The sequence below is a fragment of the Ruegeria sp. BA2 genome (genome assembly GCF_056539605.1).
In genome coordinates, this window is the sequence record NZ_JBQFVE010000005.1 from 204,558 (window position 1) to 219,616 (window position 15,059).

18 protein-coding genes and 1 tRNA gene are annotated in these 15,059 nt (G+C 56.7%); 11 read left to right on the forward strand and 8 right to left on the reverse strand.

Annotated elements, in window-relative coordinates; all coding sequences use genetic code 11:
- Positions 1-159: 159 nt before the first annotated feature.
- A complete protein-coding gene (locus ACR0NN_RS13240; RefSeq protein ID WP_170723986.1) occupies positions 160-585 on the reverse strand; it encodes an SRPBCC family protein in 426 nt (141 codons plus the stop codon).
- Positions 582-902: a metalloregulator ArsR/SmtB family transcription factor gene (locus ACR0NN_RS13245; RefSeq protein ID WP_170693695.1), complete on the reverse strand. Its 321-nt coding sequence runs from the start codon at positions 900-902 to the stop codon at positions 582-584. The genes ACR0NN_RS13240 and ACR0NN_RS13245 overlap by 4 nt, the downstream gene beginning before the upstream one ends.
- Positions 903-1,015: 113 nt before the next feature.
- Here ACR0NN_RS13245 and ACR0NN_RS13250 point away from each other — a divergent pair, with 113 nt between their 5' ends.
- Positions 1,016-1,447 carry an MmcB family DNA repair protein gene (locus tag ACR0NN_RS13250; RefSeq protein WP_170686246.1) on the forward strand — a complete coding sequence of 144 codons (432 nt, stop codon included), beginning with the start codon at positions 1,016-1,018 and terminating at the stop codon, positions 1,445-1,447.
- Here the strand turns inward: ACR0NN_RS13250 and ACR0NN_RS13255 are convergent.
- Positions 1,444-1,632 carry a DUF6324 family protein gene (locus tag ACR0NN_RS13255; RefSeq protein ID WP_170686245.1) on the reverse strand — a complete coding sequence of 63 codons (189 nt, stop codon included), beginning with the start codon at positions 1,630-1,632 and terminating at the stop codon, positions 1,444-1,446. The two genes, ACR0NN_RS13250 and ACR0NN_RS13255, sit on opposite strands and share 4 nt — an antisense overlap.
- A gap of 78 nt (positions 1,633-1,710) precedes the next feature.
- Between ACR0NN_RS13255 and ACR0NN_RS13260 the strand changes: the two genes are divergently transcribed.
- The 6 genes from ACR0NN_RS13260 (at position 1,711) to ACR0NN_RS13285 (ending at position 5,826) form a co-directional block, all read left to right on the forward strand.
- A complete protein-coding gene (locus ACR0NN_RS13260) occupies positions 1,711-2,193 on the forward strand; it encodes a GNAT family N-acetyltransferase (RefSeq protein ID WP_170723987.1) in 483 nt (160 codons plus the stop codon).
- Between the two features lie 47 nt (positions 2,194-2,240).
- Positions 2,241-2,317, forward strand: a tRNA-His gene (locus ACR0NN_RS13265).
- A 91-nt stretch (positions 2,318-2,408) separates the two neighbouring features.
- Positions 2,409-3,428, forward strand: a complete 1,020-nt coding sequence (gene dusA / locus ACR0NN_RS13270; protein WP_170723988.1) for a tRNA dihydrouridine(20/20a) synthase DusA — start codon at positions 2,409-2,411, stop codon at positions 3,426-3,428.
- A 29-nt stretch (positions 3,429-3,457) separates the two neighbouring features.
- The gene (locus tag ACR0NN_RS13275; RefSeq protein WP_170723989.1) at positions 3,458-4,282 is read left to right on the forward strand and encodes a sulfite exporter TauE/SafE family protein; all 825 of its coding nucleotides are present in this window, start codon (positions 3,458-3,460) and stop codon (positions 4,280-4,282) included.
- On the forward strand, positions 4,276-5,061 hold the full coding sequence (locus tag ACR0NN_RS13280) for a hypothetical protein (RefSeq protein ID WP_170723990.1): 786 nt from the start codon (positions 4,276-4,278) through the stop codon (positions 5,059-5,061). The genes ACR0NN_RS13275 and ACR0NN_RS13280 overlap by 7 nt, the downstream gene beginning before the upstream one ends.
- Positions 5,062-5,097: 36 nt before the next feature.
- Positions 5,098-5,826 carry a SpoIIAA family protein gene (locus tag ACR0NN_RS13285; protein ID WP_170686240.1) on the forward strand — a complete coding sequence of 243 codons (729 nt, stop codon included), beginning with the start codon at positions 5,098-5,100 and terminating at the stop codon, positions 5,824-5,826.
- A 492-nt stretch (positions 5,827-6,318) separates the two neighbouring features.
- Here the strand turns inward: ACR0NN_RS13285 and ACR0NN_RS13290 are convergent, their stop codons facing one another.
- Genes ACR0NN_RS13290 through ccmI form a run of 3 tightly spaced genes read right to left on the reverse strand, consistent with a single transcriptional unit; the run spans position 6,319 to position 8,251 of the window.
- Entirely contained in the window at positions 6,319-6,552 is a 234-nt protein-coding gene (locus ACR0NN_RS13290; RefSeq protein ID WP_170723991.1) for a DUF1289 domain-containing protein, read from the reverse strand.
- A 17-nt stretch (positions 6,553-6,569) separates the two neighbouring features.
- Positions 6,570-7,034 carry a Holliday junction resolvase RuvX gene (ruvX, locus tag ACR0NN_RS13295; RefSeq protein ID WP_170686238.1) on the reverse strand — a complete coding sequence of 155 codons (465 nt, stop codon included), beginning with the start codon at positions 7,032-7,034 and terminating at the stop codon, positions 6,570-6,572.
- The gene (gene ccmI, locus ACR0NN_RS13300; protein ID WP_170723992.1) at positions 7,031-8,251 is read right to left on the reverse strand and encodes a c-type cytochrome biogenesis protein CcmI; all 1,221 of its coding nucleotides are present in this window, start codon (positions 8,249-8,251) and stop codon (positions 7,031-7,033) included. The genes ruvX and ccmI overlap by 4 nt, the downstream gene beginning before the upstream one ends.
- A 176-nt stretch (positions 8,252-8,427) precedes the next feature.
- Here ccmI and ACR0NN_RS13305 point away from each other — a divergent pair, with 176 nt between their 5' ends.
- The 4 genes from ACR0NN_RS13305 to ACR0NN_RS13320 all read left to right on the forward strand — a co-directional run bounded on the left by ACR0NN_RS13305 (position 8,428) and on the right by ACR0NN_RS13320 (position 13,731).
- Positions 8,428-9,672, forward strand: a complete 1,245-nt coding sequence (locus ACR0NN_RS13305; RefSeq protein ID WP_170723993.1) for a sarcosine oxidase subunit beta family protein — start codon at positions 8,428-8,430, stop codon at positions 9,670-9,672.
- A gap of 88 nt (positions 9,673-9,760) precedes the next feature.
- Positions 9,761-10,090, forward strand: coding sequence for a sarcosine oxidase subunit delta (locus ACR0NN_RS13310; protein ID WP_170723994.1), 330 nt, complete (start codon positions 9,761-9,763; stop codon positions 10,088-10,090).
- A gap of 67 nt (positions 10,091-10,157) precedes the next feature.
- Positions 10,158-13,172, forward strand: coding sequence for a sarcosine oxidase subunit alpha family protein (locus ACR0NN_RS13315; protein WP_170723995.1), 3,015 nt, complete (start codon positions 10,158-10,160; stop codon positions 13,170-13,172).
- Positions 13,165-13,731, forward strand: a complete 567-nt coding sequence (locus ACR0NN_RS13320) for a sarcosine oxidase subunit gamma family protein (RefSeq protein ID WP_170723996.1) — start codon at positions 13,165-13,167, stop codon at positions 13,729-13,731. The genes ACR0NN_RS13315 and ACR0NN_RS13320 overlap by 8 nt, the downstream gene beginning before the upstream one ends.
- A gap of 266 nt (positions 13,732-13,997) precedes the next feature.
- Here ACR0NN_RS13320 and ACR0NN_RS13325 read toward each other — a convergent pair whose 3' ends face one another.
- Positions 13,998-14,156, reverse strand: coding sequence for a hypothetical protein (locus tag ACR0NN_RS13325; protein WP_480684856.1), 159 nt, complete (start codon positions 14,154-14,156; stop codon positions 13,998-14,000).
- 99 nt (positions 14,157-14,255) lie between these two features.
- Complete coding sequence (locus ACR0NN_RS13330; RefSeq protein ID WP_170723997.1) at positions 14,256-15,017, reverse strand: FkbM family methyltransferase; 762 nt, start codon at positions 15,015-15,017, stop codon at positions 14,256-14,258.
- Positions 15,018-15,059: the final 42 nt, after the last annotated feature.

The window sequence follows — 15,059 nt, forward strand, 5'->3', positions numbered from 1 at the left end:
GGACCTGTATGTACAGGTGGGCGCCAGGTAATCAGGCCAGGACCTGAACAGAGCCAGCCCCCTCGGAATTGCTTAAGGCCACCAGAATGCTACCTGTCACAAGAAGGGCAGAACCCGCCACGGGCCTAAGTAGGGCCTGAAGCAGGTTCGCACAAGGGGTTAAGCATCAACAGTTTCGTGCAAAGCGGTGCGCATCTTGCCGAAATGTTCATCCCATCCGGCATCCAGCGAAAGGATCAGGCCAAAGGCGTCAGCCCCTTGAGGTAGGCCCTCGTGCAGCAGTCCAAGACGTGTGCCACCAGCGACGGGGTCCAGCGTCCACTTGACCACGCTTTCGGCGCCGCCCATCGGTTTAATGGTGAATGTATATTCAAGATATTCAGGACGCCTCGCTTCACGCACTTCACCCCAAATTAGAAGGTCGCCACTGGTCGTCCCGAACATCTCAAGCTTTTGTCCTGCGGCCAGGGGGCGTTCGGGTTTGTGAAACCACTCGGCCAGCCGGTCGGGATCGGTCAAATAGTCCCAAACGACTTCCGGTGTGGCGCGGAGAAAGATTGTTTTCTGCAAAACTGCGTCTGTCATTTCTTGTTCCCTTCGATAGCTTTTTTCAGATTGGCGAGGCGATCATCCCAGAACCGGTCAAAATAGCTGAGCCAGTCCAGAACCGGAGCCATCCCCTGTGGTTCAAGCCGATTGATGCGTTCGCGACCTCTGGCCTCGACCGTGATCAGACCGCCATCTGACAGGACCGTCAGGTGTTTCTTGACCGCCGCGCGGGTCATGTCGAAACGCTCGGTCAGTTGGGCAATCGTCATGTCTTGGGCGGCAAGCATTTGAACAATGTCCCGCCGGGTCGGGTCGGCGAGCGCCCGGAATGCGTTTTGAGTTTGTGAGTTCATTATAAACTCCATGTGATACCATTGGGTATCATATAATTGAGATACCAAACGGTATCATGTCAAGAATTGTTTGAGTGCTTGATTTTTGTTCACGAATTGTTCACATTTTCAGAATGACTCTGGATATGCAGCCTGGACAGAAACTTGCCCGTGGTGTTTCGCGTCACTTGTTGACCCATGGCTATGTTTCGATTGAAGAATTCGTCCCGTCCCGCGGGCTGCGGGTAGATGTCATGGGGCTGGGTCCCAAGGGCGAGATTTGGGTGGTGGAATGTAAATCTAGCCGCGCTGATTATCAGTCGGATTCCAAGTGGCAGGGTTATCTGGATTGGTGTGATCGATTCTTCTGGGCGGTGGATACCGATTTCCCGACCGAGCTGTTGCCCGCCGAAACGGGTTTGATTATCGCCGATGCTTATGACGCCGAGATCATCCGCATGGGGCCTGAAAGTAAGCTGGCCCCCGCACGCCGCAAGAAGATGGTGCAGAAATTCGCATCAGACGCGGCACGGCGATTGCAGGCGCTGCGCGATCCCAGGATCTAGCCTTTGACGGCGCGTGCGGCTTGGGCCGCTGCTCGGATTTCCTCGGCGATTTCTTCTGCCTCTTCAGGATCAAAGTCCATTGGAATCTCGATCCCGCTGCCTTCGATGAACAGGCGCACCATGCCATGATCGGTTGGCCCGATTTGTAAGTTCGCTTCGATATCGCGTTCGGTGTTGATGCCCATGTTCGCCTCCGGGAAATGAGATTTGGTGCTAACGTGCGATGGGTTGAGAATCAAGTCAGCTATGGGGTCAGATAGGGCATGGAAACGACGACCCTCAGACCCTTCCGTGCCGAAGATGCCCCTTGGCTGGTTCAGCAGCATGATACGCTTTATTCCCGTGACGAAGGGTTTGACGTCAGTTTCGGCCCACTGGTCGCACGCATTCTTGATGACTTCGTTGCCAATCATGACTCTGCTTACGAGCAAGGTTGGATCGCCGAGAACGCTAGCCAAAGGTTAGGCAGTATCTTTTGTGTCAAGCAGACGGACCAAACCGCCAAGCTGCGCTTGTTTCTCTTGGTGCCCGAAGCACGAGGGCAGGGGTTGGGCAAGCAGTTGTTGACCACTTGTATGGGTTTTGCCCGCGAGATCGGATATCGCGATATGGTGCTGTGGACGCATGAAAGCCACACCGCTGCTTGCGGGCTCTACCAGTCGTTTGGGTGGCAGCTGATTGACAGTAAGCCTGTGCGTTCTTTTGGATGTGATTTGGTCGAACAAAGCTGGCGAATTCAGCTTTAATCCCCTTGCAATCCCCGCACGCCTTCGCTAAATCGCCCCTCACGAGTGCCGCCTTAGCTCAGTTGGTTAGAGCGCTGGATTGTGGATCCAGAGGTCCCCTGTTCAAGCCAGGGAGGCGGTACCATTTCCCGATATACAGAACAGTTTGCCGGATGCGGGTCTTTCAGTATATCCGGTTTCTGGTGAAACCCGTATTCTGATAACGCGAGCATGATATGCCGGAAAAGAACCCCAAAGATATCCAGAAAAGCGCACGTTTGAGTGTGGCGCCCATGATGGATTGGACGGATCGCCACTGCCGTTATCTGCATCGCCTGCTTAGCTCTGAAACCCTGCTGTATACCGAGATGGTGACCGCACCTGCGTTGGTGCGCGGTGGTGCGTTGCATTTGCTGGATCACAATCCGCAAGAGCATCCGGTTGCGTTGCAATTGGGAGGCTCGGACCCGCAGGAACTTGCGCAGGCGGCAAAACTGGGGGCTGATGCGGGATATGACGAGATTAACCTTAACTGCGGGTGCCCGTCAGATCGGGTGCAGTCCGGCACGTTCGGCGCCGTCTTGATGCGCGAGCCTGAAAAGGTTGCTAACTGCGTGGCCGCGATGCGCGAGGCAGTGGATGTTGAGGTCACGGTTAAATGTCGCATCGGGGTCGATGAACAAGAGCCCGCACAGGTGCTGCCCGCTTTTCTCGGACAGATTCAAGCTGCAGGGTGCAAACGGGTCACGATCCATGCGCGCAAAGCGTGGTTGCAAGGGCTAAGCCCTAAGGAGAACAGGGATATTCCGCCTTTGGACTATGGTCTGGTACACCAGATGAAGGCTGAATTTCCGGACATTCATATTTCGATCAATGGCGGCATCACCTCACTTGCGGAGTCGCACGAGCATCTGAAGGCCGGATTGGATGGCGTCATGATCGGACGCGCGGCTTATCATCAGCCGACGGATATTCTGGCTGGCGCTGATACGTCGATCTTTGGAACCGGTGAGATCGCCGATCCGGTCAAAGTGGTACAGAACATGTTACCCTATGCTGAGGCGCATCTTGCCGAAGGTGGACGTTTGCACCAGATCACGCGGCATATGCTGGGTCTGTTTGCCGGACGTCCGGGTGCGCGTGGGTGGCGGCGGATGCTCTCTGAGGGTGCCGTGCGCGAGAATGCTGGCCCAGAAGTGATCCTGCAGGCTCTGGACTCTGTCGCGGCGTTGTCGCAGGTGGAACAGGTAGGCTAAGACGGCTTAGGGCCGGTATTGGGGGAATGATGCCCGAGACGATGTTGCTGGCCCAGATGCTGGGCCTTTTGCTTGTGATCGGCGCTTTGGCTGGGGTTCTGGCAGGGTTGCTTGGGGTCGGGGGCGGTATCGTTCTTGTGCCCGCGTTTTTCTATGCATTCCAAACGCTTGGCTATGGCGGACCTCAGCTGATGCAACTGTGTCTGGCTACTTCGCTTGCAACGATTATCGTAACTTCGATCCGGTCCGTCCTGAGCCACAACAAAAAAGGCGCGGTAGATTGGGACATCCTGCGCAGTTGGGGCCCGGGCATCGCGGCGGGTGCGGTGCTTGGCGTACTGGCGGCTTCAGCGCTGCGCACGGAGTGGCTGCAGGCGCTGTTTGGTTTACTTGGTATGGTCATTGGGCTCTATCTCGGGCTTGGAAAATCCGAGTGGAGGCTGGGAGATGCAATGCCGACGGGGCTGCGTCGCGCAGCTCTGTCGCCTTCGGTGGGGTTCTTGTCGGTACTCATGGGCATCGGTGGCGGTAGTTTCGGTGTTCCATTGATGAGCCTGTACAACACACCCATCCATCGCGCTGTGGCCACTGCTGCTGGGTTCGGAGTGATCATCGCAGTGCCCTCGGTAATCGGGTTCCTGTTCCTGAACATCGCCCCGGAACATCGCCCGCCGCTGACGATCGGGGCGGTCAATCTGGTTGCCTTCGGTATAGTCGTTGCGATGACCATGATCACAGCACCTTGGGGTGTAAAGCTGGCCCACGCGATGGATCCCAAACCGCTGAAACGGGTCTTCGCAGTATTTCTGACGCTTGTCGCGTTGAACATGCTGAGAAAGGCGCTGGGGTGGTAGAGGCCTTTTTTGAACGGGGCTGGCTAAAGTTTCCCTACGATCAGGCGTTGGCAAACTGGGTGGCAGAGGTTCTACCAGCTGCAAAGGCATCTGTTTGTGATCTCAAACATGCTGAATGGCACGACTGTGAAGGCACGTGGTTCATCGGCGTCGATGCCCTGGACAATGATGCGCAGGGCAGAGTGGTTGGCTCCTCAGTTTTGCCGGGTGCTGCAATTGACTTTGCGCATCGGCACTACGGGCCGATCGATTTGCACAAAGGACAGGTGTCGGTGATCTATCCAGGTTACCCGAAGCCCCGGCGAGGCGAAAGTGAAGGCGCGGCGCGGTATCGTGCACGACGGGACGCGGCGCATGTGGACGGGCTAAGGCCGATGGGCCCTGACCGGCGCCGCCGCATTGATGAACCGCATGCATGGATACTGGGGATCCCTCTGACCGAAGCCAGCGCTGACGCAGCACCGATGGTACTTTGGGATGGCAGCCACAAAATCCTCGGAGAGGCATTCCGTGATGCGTTAAGGGATTTACCGAAAGACCAGTTGGCCAGCGCTGATATTACTGACATCTACCAGGCCGCCCGCCGCCAAGTGTTTGAGACCTGCACTCGCATCGAATTGCCGGCACGACCGGGTGAGGCCTATCTGTTACATCGCCATTGCTTGCATGGCGTTGCCCCCTGGGGCGCGGACGCTAACGCAGGGCCGGATGGACGGATGATTGCCTATTTCCGACCCGAGCTTCCCGGTGGAGTGGCGCAATGGCTCGAATCCCCTTAGCCTCCTGTCATTATTTGGCTTTGGAGGATGAGTTAGATGATTACGGTCCATACAAATTCTGACGGTAGTTTGATTGAAGTCGAGCTTTCGGGCGAAGTGACGAGCGCGGATTACGCGACAACCTTGGTGCCTGCCATTGAGGCTGCATTGAAAGAGCACGATTCGGTACGCCTGCTGGCGATCGTGACGCCGGAATTCAAAGGATATGATCTTGGCGCAGCGTGGTCAGACACGAAGCTTGGGCTCAGTCACTGGCGCGGCTTTGACCGTATCGGAGTGGTTGCGGATCAAGGGTGGGTTCAAACCAGCATTCGACTGGCTGCACCAATTCTTCCTTGTCCTGTGCATGTCTTCGGAATGGATGAGCTGGAAGAGGCGCGACGTTGGATGCGCGAGTCACTTGGGTCGATTCACGTGACAGATTTGGGTGGCCCTTGTGTGCAGATCAGCTTGATGGGCAAACTGGATTCAGAGGAGTACAGCCAGGCGCAAACCGATCTTGACGCACTGTTGCGCGGGCGTGATGGGTTCCGCTTGCTGATTGACCTGCGCGAATTTGATGGCTGGCAGGGGTTAACGGCCATGGCTGCGCATTTTCGACTGGCGGCAGGTCATATTGGAATGTTGGATCGTGCGGCGATTGTCGGCGACAAGTCCTGGCAAAAGATGGCGCAGAGAATGGCCAGCCATGTTCTGGGAACCCGAACTCAGTATTTTCCGGCTGAAGAATTCGACGAAGCGAAGGCTTGGCTGTCTGTTGGGTGAATGGGTTGAATAACACATTGTAAACAATGCTTTATTTTGCCCGTTATTGTTGAATCTAAGGTTGACGCCACGGAATGCAGGTTGTCGCTAACAGCATTATTGACTGGTTGATCAAATAACTTAAGAAAGTTTGAACCTTCCCACTTCATAAGGGATTGGTATCAAACTGTTTCGCGCCGCTGTGGGCTACCACTCACTCAACCACAGAATCCGGGCTCATTACCCCCTCGGGGTTCGGAATGGACCTGCAGTGGCGCGTCGATTGCTCTAAGTTATAAATTCTATGATACTCCGTACTGTCCTTAAGCGCATACTCTCCAAAAATACGCATGAACGACCCGAACTAGCCGAGTTGGAGGGAGAGTTCGACAGAACTGTTAAGCGGTCAACGACCCAAACTGAGCTGGTCGAGCTGTTTGGTGCAGAACTCCGCCATCGTGACCGGCTAAATGATCTCAGAACACCACCGGCACCGAAAACTTAGATAGAAAATCAGGTTCCGTTCAAACGCGCAGCCCGCCCGCCACGGCGCTTTGCCAAACGGGGTTTACGTTCTGGAAGGTCTTGCATGATCTCAGCCCGCTCGGTGCTGTCCATTTTGGACCAACGGGTAATCTCGTCAATCGTGCGATAACAACCGGTGCAGATACGTTCGGTGGGATGAACGACACAGATCTGGATGCAAGGGCTTTCGACCTCGTCCCGTTTCCAAACCATATTCGTCATGGGCGTTTTCCGATCCGTCAAAGAAAGCGCAACCTATCCAGCGCGCCTTGCAAAATATAACCCGCTGCGACGTGATCAATAACCTGTCCGCGACGTTTTCGTGTCGTATCCGCCTCCAGCAGTGCTTTTTCTGCAGCAACTGTGCTCAGCCGTTCATCCCAGAAACCAATTGGAATGTCGGACAAACGGGTCATATTTCTTGCAAATGCGCGAGTTGACTGACACCGGGGGCCTTCGCTGCCATCCATGTTGCGGGGCAGACCAAGGACGATACCGCCGATCTCACGTTCGGTCACAATCTCGATCAAGCGAGCCGAATCCAATGTGAATTTCTTGCGACGAACTGTTTCGAGCGGGGTTGCCACGCCGCGCATCCGATCCGAGACGGCAACGCCAATGGTCTTCTCGCCCAGATCCAGCCCCATCAGGGCGGACATAGGCGTCAAGGACGCGGCGAAATCTTCAAAAGCGTCGTGGATCATTGCGCAATCCCGGCTTGCAGCGCTGCGGCGTCGATCATCTGCAACGCTTCGGAATTACCAGCGAACACCGCCATGGCCTCATCCCGGATGGCGATGGCCCTTTGCCCTTCACCTAAGACGCCCAATGCCGCAATAAGCCGGGCCCATTCCTCGGGGGTTCCGCCTTCGGTCGCCAGACGATCCGAGAGGCCATCGACCATGCCGCGTATCATTTGCTGCCGCTCTTCCGCAGTCATCTCGGCCGCTGCATTTACGTCGTCTTGACTGGGGCCGGGGGGTGCCGAAAAATCAGGGGTATTGAACACCCCAGCACGAAACGCCAGCTCATCGATCTGAGATCGGATCGCATCTGCCCATGGCGCACCGGCGGGTGCATCGTTCAGGGTTTCGACCCAAACGCGGTAGGCCATGTCAGGCCGCCCGGTTTGTGCCAGCATTTGTCCCCAGTAATACCGTGCAGGGCCTAAGCGTGGATTGCGCTCTAACGCTTGCATCAAGGCTGCTTCCGCTTCGGGGGAGACATAACCACCGGCTGCAAGGATCATCATCTCGGCCTGATCCGAGTAGGCATGTGCGGGCGCATTCTCGCCCGACAACTCGATCACGCGCGTCTGTGCCTCATAGCCTGCTTTAAAATTTCCGGCATTGGTTTCATGCTGTGCCAGCAATGTATGGCCTTGCAGATCATCTGGCCGCTCAGCTACTGTCTCTCGCAGTCGATGCAGCAGTGCCTCATAGCCTTCTTCAAGTGGGGGTGCCTGAATCGGAGTGGCGATGGCCTCGGCATCGATCTGGCTGGGTCGATTTTCACGAAGATCTTCTGCCATTTCCAAGCGGACCGACAGGGGCATATCGGGAAAACCGGCAGCGCCGAGTTGGCGATACATCGCGAGTGCCCCACCCACCAGAACAGCGGCCATCGCAAGGAAAGCGATAATCGTAACAGTACGCGACGGCCCAGTATTCTCCACTTCGCCACGCATCTGCGCATCCGCAGCAAGAATGCGGCGCGAGATTTCGGTGCGAACACGCTCAGCATCACCTTTTGCGATCACTCCGCGCGCAAGATCGCGATCTACCCCCGCCAGTTGTTCGCGATAGACACGCAGATCATAGGCCGCAGTCGGGCCATTGTCGCGACGCCCACGCAGCATAGTACAACCCAGAAAAACGGCAATCAGCAGCGCGATCAGGAAGATCAGAACCCAGAACGACATGGTCCCTCCAAATTGGTTGTCCTGACTTAGACCTCTTAGGGCATAGAAAAAAGGGACAAATGGCCGCGAAGGGCGCTCATGTCGCAATAGTGTATTATTGCGACGTTGCGTGGCAGGGTTAAAATGTCAGGGCGCGGCATATCTGCGTCCAATTACCGAGCCGGATGGATTCGATCATGAAACACTACTCAGCCTTTGCTGTTGCGCGGGAAGCGCTGCGCCATCATACCGGGTGGGAACGCGCCTGGCGGTCACCTGAGCCGAAAAAGCGATATGACGTCATCATCGTCGGTGCGGGTGGTCATGGTTTGGCGACGGCGTATTATCTGGGCAAGAACTATGGCATCCAGAATGTCGCCGTTATCGAAAAAGGCTGGCTTGGTGGTGGGAATACTGGCCGGAATACCACCATCATCCGGTCGAACTATCTGCAGGACCCGTCAGCTGCGATCTATGAAAAGGCGCGAGGGCTGTATGAAGATCTAAGCCAGGAGCTGAACTATAACATCATGTTCAGCCCGCGCGGCGTGATCATGCTGGCGCAGACCCAGCACGAGATTCGCGGCTATCAGCGCACGGCACATGCGAATGCGCTGCAAGGTGTTCAGACCGAGTGGATCGGGCCCGAGCGCGTGAAAGAGCTGGTGCCGATCATTAATCTGGAAGGCCCGCGTTATCCGGTTCTGGGCGGTCTCTGGCAGGAACGCGGCGGCACAGCACGCCATGATGCCGTGGCTTGGGGCTATGCCCGCGCATGTTCGGCCATGGGCATGGACATCATCCAGAAATGCGAAGTCACGGGCGTGCGGTCCGAGAACGGTCGCGTTGTAGGGGTCGATACCACCAAGGGTGCCATCGATTGCGACAAGCTTGGGATCGTGGTTGCTGGTCATTCCGGTCAACTTGCAGAGATGGCGGGCTTCCGTCTGCCGCTTGAGGCCGTTGCGCTGCAGGCTCTGGTCTCAGAGCCGATCAAGCCCTGCATGGATGTGGTGGTGATGGCCAACACCGTTCACGGCTACATGTCTCAGTCCGATAAGGGCGAGATGGTGATCGGCGGTGGTACTGACGGATTCAACAACTTCACCCAGCGCGGTTCATTCCATCATATTGAAGAGACAGTCCGCGCCCTGGTCGAGACTTTCCCCATGATCTCGCGTCTGAAGATGCTGCGCCAATGGGGTGGCATTGTGGATATGACAGGCGACCGCTCGCCCATCCTGTCAAAAACGCCGCTGAATGGCTGCTTTATCAACGCAGGCTGGGGTACCGGCGGCTTCAAGGCCATTCCAGGCTCTGGCTGGGGTATGGCGCAGCTGATGGCAACAGGCCATTCACCGCTGACCGAAGCGTTCTCGCTGGACCGCTTCAAAGAGGGCCGCTTCATCGACGAAAGCGTCGCCGCTGGGGTGGCGCACTGATGAAGATTTTTCGTCGAAAAATCTGGCGCGCCCGTCAAGCAAATTTCGCAGGTAGATCAGTCTCGCCTGCTGCCAAAAGGATGACCATATGCTGATCCTGAACTGTCCCTATTGCGGCGTCGACGCCGAAGAAACGGAACTGGCCGCAGGTGGCGAGGCGCATCTAAAGCGTTACGGCCCGGGCTCGTCAGATGATGAGTTCCACGACTATCTGTTCATGCGCGAAAACCCCAAAGGCGTACATTTCGAACGTTGGCGCCATGCCAATGGGTGCGGCAAGTGGTTCCATGCCGCGCGTTGTACGAATACGCTTGAGGTTTTTGGAACTTATTCCGCCCAGGTCACCGAACCGCCTCAAGAGATCAAGGACGCCATCACCGCAAAACGTCCGGGATGGGCATGGAGAGACTTCTCCTGATGCTTCATCTTTTTGAAAATACTCCCGCCGGAGGCATCGATGCTTCCACCTGCGAAAGGTCCGCATCATGAGCACCCGCCTCGCAAAACATGGTCGCCTTATCGACCGGTCAAAACAGGTAACCTTTACCTTCAATGGCACCTCGATGCAGGGCTACGAGGGCGATACACTCGCGTCAGCCCTATTGGCCAATGACCAGATGATGGTCGGTCGGTCGTTCAAGTATCACCGTCCCCGCGGCATGGTTGCCAGCGGTGCGGAAGAACCGAACGCACTGGTCGGTCTGGGCGAGGGCAACCGGTTCGAGCCGAACCAACGTGCCACAACGACTGAGCTGTTCAATGGTCTGACATCGGTATCGCAGAACCACTGGCCGAACCTCGAGTTCGACGTAGGCGCGATCAACACGCACCTTTCCCGCTTTTTGCCAGCGGGTTTCTACTACAAGATGTTCATCCATCCCAAGCCGTTCTGGAAACATGTGTACGAGCCCTTCATCCGTCAGTCGGCGGGTCTGGGCAAAGCGCCCGACAAGGACAGCCGCGATGCGGATAGTTATGAACATTTTTACGCCTTCACCGATGTACTTGTGATCGGTGGCGGAGTAGCAGGCCTGCAGGCCGCCAAGGTGGCGGCGCAGTCCGGTGCCAAGGTGATGCTGATCGAACAGACCGCACATTGGGGTGGGCGCGCTCCGGTCGATGGTGGAACCGTGGGTGGTGAGCCTGTGGATAAGTTCGTGGAACAATTAGTTTCCGAACTCGAAACAATGGATAACGTAACCATGCGCAGCCGCTGCATGGGCGCGGGGGTCTATGACCACGGTTATGTGCTGGGATATGAGCGTCTGACAGACCACAAGCCCGGCACCCAAGGCCCGCGTCACCGTCTGTGGCGGATCCGCGCAAAACAGGTTGTGACCGCGACCGGGGCCATCGAGCGCCCGCTGTCGTTTGCGGGCAACGATGTGCCGGGCGTCATGCTGGCATCGGCGATGCGCGACTATGTCGTCAACTGGGGTGTCACTCCGGGTGAGCGTGTGATTGTTGCAACCAATAATGACGATGCCTACCGCACTGCGATCATTCTGAAACAGGCTGGTGTCGATGTGTTGCGGGTTGTTGATGCACGCGACACTGCGGGCCCCCTAGCCGAAGAGGCGCGCCAGCTGGGTATCCGCGTTGATCCGGGCAAGGCGATCGCCAAAGTCAAAGGCGGCAAGCGGGTCAAGAAGGTTGCGATCTGCAACCAAGAGGGGATCGGCGGCGCTCGGGAAGAGGTCGAATGCGACGCGGTTGCCATGTCAGGTGGCTGGTCTCCGGTGGTGCACATGTGGTCGCATTGCGGCGGGAAACTGATTTGGGACGAAGCGAACGCACATTTCCGCCCCGATCCGTCACGACCTCCTCTAGGTGCTGATGGCGAAGGGTTCGTGCTGGCGGCGGGGTCGTCTAACGGTCCGCTGGCATTGGGCGAGGTTCTGACCGACGCAGATGCAGCGGGTAAGGCGGCAGCGAAGGCGGCCGGGTGCACCGCCAAGCGGACGAAGGCTCCGGTTGGAGAGACCATGGCAGAGGCACCGATGGCGCCCGTTTGGTTGATGCCCTCAAATGCCGAGATTAGCCTGCGCATGAAATCGTGGTTGGATTTCCAGAACGACGTCAAAGTCTCGGACGTACAACTGGCTGCGCGCGAGGGATACGAAAGCGTTGAGCATACCAAGCGTTACACCACGTTGGGCATGGCAACAGATCAGGGTAAGTTGAGTAATATCAACGGTCTGGCGATCCTTGCTGATGCATTGGATTCAGAGATCCCGAAAGTTGGAACCACCACTTTCCGCCCGCCCTATACGCCAATATCGATGGCGGCGATCGGGGGTGAAGCGCGGGGTGAGGTATTCCAGCCGATCCGTCAAACGCCGATGCATAACTGGCATGACAAGAACGGTGCCGATTGGGAGCCGGTCGGCCATTGGCGCCGAACCTATGCCTATGTGCGCCCCGGTGAATCTGTGCATGACGCGGTGAATCGTGAGGTGAAGAATACCCGCGAACACCTCGGCTTGTTGGATGCATCGACGCTGGGCAAGCTCATCGTCAAAGGTCCCGACGCGGGCAAGTTTCTGGACATGATGTACACCAACATGATGTCGACACTGAAGGTCGGCAAATGCCGCTATGGCCTGATGTGTTCCGAGAATGGCTTTCTGATCGACGACGGCGTTGTTGCCCGCATCGACGAGGATACATGGCTGTGCCACACAACAACCGGCGGCGCCGAGCGCATTCATGGCCACATGGAAGAATGGCTGCAGACCGAATGGTGGGACTGGAAAGTCTACGTCGCCAACGTGACCGAGCAATACGCTCAAGTCGCCGTCGTGGGCCCGAACGCGCGCAAGGTGCTTGAGAAGTTGGGCGGCATGGACCTGTCGAAAGAGGCGCTGCCCTTCATGGAGTGGCGCGATGGCAAGATCGGTGATTTCGATGCACGCGCCTATCGCATCTCGTTCTCTGGTGAACTGTCCTACGAAATTGCCGTTCCGGCCTCGCAGGGTCAGGCGTTCTGGGACGCACTGATCGAGGCAGGGCAGGAGTTCGGAGTGATGCCCTATGGCACCGAGTGTCTGCACATTCTACGGGCCGAGAAGGGCTTTATCATGATCGGCGACGAGACCGATGGCACCGTGATCCCGCAGGATCTTGGGCTGCACTGGGCGCTGTCGAAAAAGAAAGAGGACTACCTTGGCAAACGCGCCCATTCACGGACCCATATGGCCGATCCGGAGCGCTGGAAACTGATTGGTCTTGAGACTGTGGATGGATCGGTTCTGCCGGACGGTGCCTATGCAGTGGGCGAGGGCGTGAATGCCAACGGTCAACGCAACATGATCGGACGTGTTACCTCGACCTATTACTCGGCCAATTTGGGTAAAGGCATCGCCATGGGCTTGATCAAGCATGGCCCGGATCGCATGGGTGAAGTGGTCGAGTTCCCGGGCACCGATGGCAAAACTTACAAAGCCAAGATCGTGGACCCGATCTTCTACGACAAGGACGGGGAGAAGCAGAATGTCTGAACCCATCAGCGCACTGAACCACGCCTCCTATGACGGCATTGCAAAGATCGAAGAATGCGGCCTGCAGGGAATGATCACCCTGCGCGGGGATCTGTCGGACAAAGTGCTGGCCAAGGCCGTGAAAGACGCCACAGGGCAGAAAGTGCCGGGCCAACGCGAAGCTTTTGTCGACGGAGAAACCGGCGTTTGCTGGATGTCCACTGATGAGTTGCTAGTGCTAGTGCCCTACGCCGAAGTCGAGGCTAAGCTGGCGACAATGACCAATGCGCTTAGCGGTATACACGCGTTGGCCGTGAATGTTTCGGATGCGCGCGCAGTATTTCGGGTTTCGGGGCGCAGTGCACGCGAAGTCCTGGGCAAGCTGACACCGGTTGACCTGTCGCCCGAAGCGTTTCAACCAGGGCACATCCGCCGCTCACGCCTGGCGCAGGTGGCTGGTGCATTCTGGATGGAAGACGCTGAAAGCTTCCGCATCGTCTGCTTCCGCTCGGCTGCGGACTATGTGTTCAAACTGCTTAAGGTTGCGGCGCAACCCGGCAGTGAGGTCGGGGTTTACTGAGACGAAAAGAGCCCCGGTTCGACCGGGGCTTTTTTGCTATTGCGCGGCGCAGGTCCCAACGCCATATGGCTTGTTCAAAAAATTTCCCTGCAAGAACGCCATACGCACTTTGATAGTGTTATCGGTCGGATCCTGATTGGCTTGGTAGCGGACGCGGACATTTCCGCCTGCCGCCATTGTCTGATCCATGTTCCAGACTAGTCGATACCCTTTTGAGCCTCGATTCTTGAACTTTGCTTCTTCCAAGTTGTGATGGGAGCTTGCCGCTAAGGCGGCACTTGCCGTCGGATCGATCTGAACGCGTATTCGGGTGCGATCCAACCGTGACTGTCTTGCTTGGTCATCGTACACAAATAATTCGTGGTTTCGGCTGAGGCTGCTTGCGCACCCAGCAACATCAGAAAAGAAAGAGTTATATATTTCATGGGTATCCGTCGTCTTCGTTTGATACCGGACAGACAACACTTTAGGCGCGAGATGACAAGCTCACATTACCGATTTACGAGAATTGGAGGCAGGCCTGTTCAGCCGTGCAAAAGAACCGTCTGGAACCTTGAAAGAGCATCGGGTTCAAGCAGTTGATCAGCGGTCACAGGTTGTAAGTTTTGATCGCTGATGCTGGGATAGAACGCCAGTAGGTCAAGCAGTGTCTTCGTTGCCTTTTGCTTGTCATGATCCGGTAGCAAGGGCGCGTGCAAGGACAGAAACAACGCAGGTTTATGTGTTTTCAACCAAGGCACCAAAGTCGGAAGAACAAAGAATTCCGCCCCTTCGATATCCATCTTTACCAGCGTTACTCCGGACAGATCATTTGCCGCTTCGAATTGATCCCACGCGATGGTCAGTGCATCGGTGCCATGATCTGCGTCGTGCAGCAATGAACTGGTGGAATCCCCGGGTTCTCCGCGAGTCGATGCCATTCTCGCGACCCCAAACCGATCGGACAGCGCCACGCTGAAGGCCGAAACGTTTCGAATCTCGTTCAGGTCTAGGTTCCAGGCAAGGTGACGGAAAGCGGTCGGGTCGGGTTCAAAGCAATAGACTTGACGAGCGCGGCGGGCACCATAGAGGACGGTCGGGCCGATCCAGGCTCCGATATCCAGATAATCGCTTTCCGGGGACAAGAAACGATCCAAAACTTCAAAGGTTTCCGGTTCCCAGTCACCAGCGGCGGCCTTGCGCCAGAATTTCGAATGATACGGGTCCAGGCGAAACGGTTCGCCGTTCAGGTTGCCCGCATAGTACCCGCGGGCGCGATAGAACATTTTGCGCGCCTGTGTCAGCATCGCGGACCTCCGGGTTTTTGTGTCGCAGCCCTTGACCTGCGG

Excerpts from the sequence above, each read along its gene's own strand:
- ACR0NN_RS13240 (WP_170723986.1), bottom strand. The coding sequence starts at position 585 with ATGACAGACGCAGTTTTGCAGAAAACAATCTTTCTCCGCGCCACACCG.
- ACR0NN_RS13245 (WP_170693695.1), bottom strand. The coding sequence starts at position 902 with ATGAACTCACAAACTCAAAACGCATTCCGGGCGCTCGCCGACCCGACC.
- ACR0NN_RS13250 (WP_170686246.1), top strand. The coding sequence starts at position 1,016 with ATGACTCTGGATATGCAGCCTGGACAGAAACTTGCCCGTGGTGTTTCG.
- ACR0NN_RS13255 (WP_170686245.1), bottom strand. The coding sequence starts at position 1,632 with ATGGGCATCAACACCGAACGCGATATCGAAGCGAACTTACAAATCGGG.
- ACR0NN_RS13260 (WP_170723987.1), top strand. The coding sequence starts at position 1,711 with ATGGAAACGACGACCCTCAGACCCTTCCGTGCCGAAGATGCCCCTTGG.
- dusA (WP_170723988.1), top strand. The coding sequence starts at position 2,409 with ATGCCGGAAAAGAACCCCAAAGATATCCAGAAAAGCGCACGTTTGAGT.
- ACR0NN_RS13275 (WP_170723989.1), top strand. The coding sequence starts at position 3,458 with ATGCCCGAGACGATGTTGCTGGCCCAGATGCTGGGCCTTTTGCTTGTG.
- ACR0NN_RS13285 (WP_170686240.1), top strand. The coding sequence starts at position 5,098 with ATGATTACGGTCCATACAAATTCTGACGGTAGTTTGATTGAAGTCGAG.
- ACR0NN_RS13290 (WP_170723991.1), bottom strand. The coding sequence starts at position 6,552 with ATGACGAATATGGTTTGGAAACGGGACGAGGTCGAAAGCCCTTGCATC.
- ruvX (WP_170686238.1), bottom strand. The coding sequence starts at position 7,034 with ATGATCCACGACGCTTTTGAAGATTTCGCCGCGTCCTTGACGCCTATG.
- ccmI (WP_170723992.1), bottom strand. The coding sequence starts at position 8,251 with ATGTCGTTCTGGGTTCTGATCTTCCTGATCGCGCTGCTGATTGCCGTT.
- ACR0NN_RS13305 (WP_170723993.1), top strand. The coding sequence starts at position 8,428 with ATGAAACACTACTCAGCCTTTGCTGTTGCGCGGGAAGCGCTGCGCCAT.
- ACR0NN_RS13310 (WP_170723994.1), top strand. The coding sequence starts at position 9,761 with ATGCTGATCCTGAACTGTCCCTATTGCGGCGTCGACGCCGAAGAAACG.
- ACR0NN_RS13315 (WP_170723995.1), top strand. The coding sequence starts at position 10,158 with ATGAGCACCCGCCTCGCAAAACATGGTCGCCTTATCGACCGGTCAAAA.
- ACR0NN_RS13320 (WP_170723996.1), top strand. The coding sequence starts at position 13,165 with ATGTCTGAACCCATCAGCGCACTGAACCACGCCTCCTATGACGGCATT.
- ACR0NN_RS13325 (WP_480684856.1), bottom strand. The coding sequence starts at position 14,156 with ATGAAATATATAACTCTTTCTTTTCTGATGTTGCTGGGTGCGCAAGCA.
- ACR0NN_RS13330 (WP_170723997.1), bottom strand. The coding sequence starts at position 15,017 with ATGCTGACACAGGCGCGCAAAATGTTCTATCGCGCCCGCGGGTACTAT.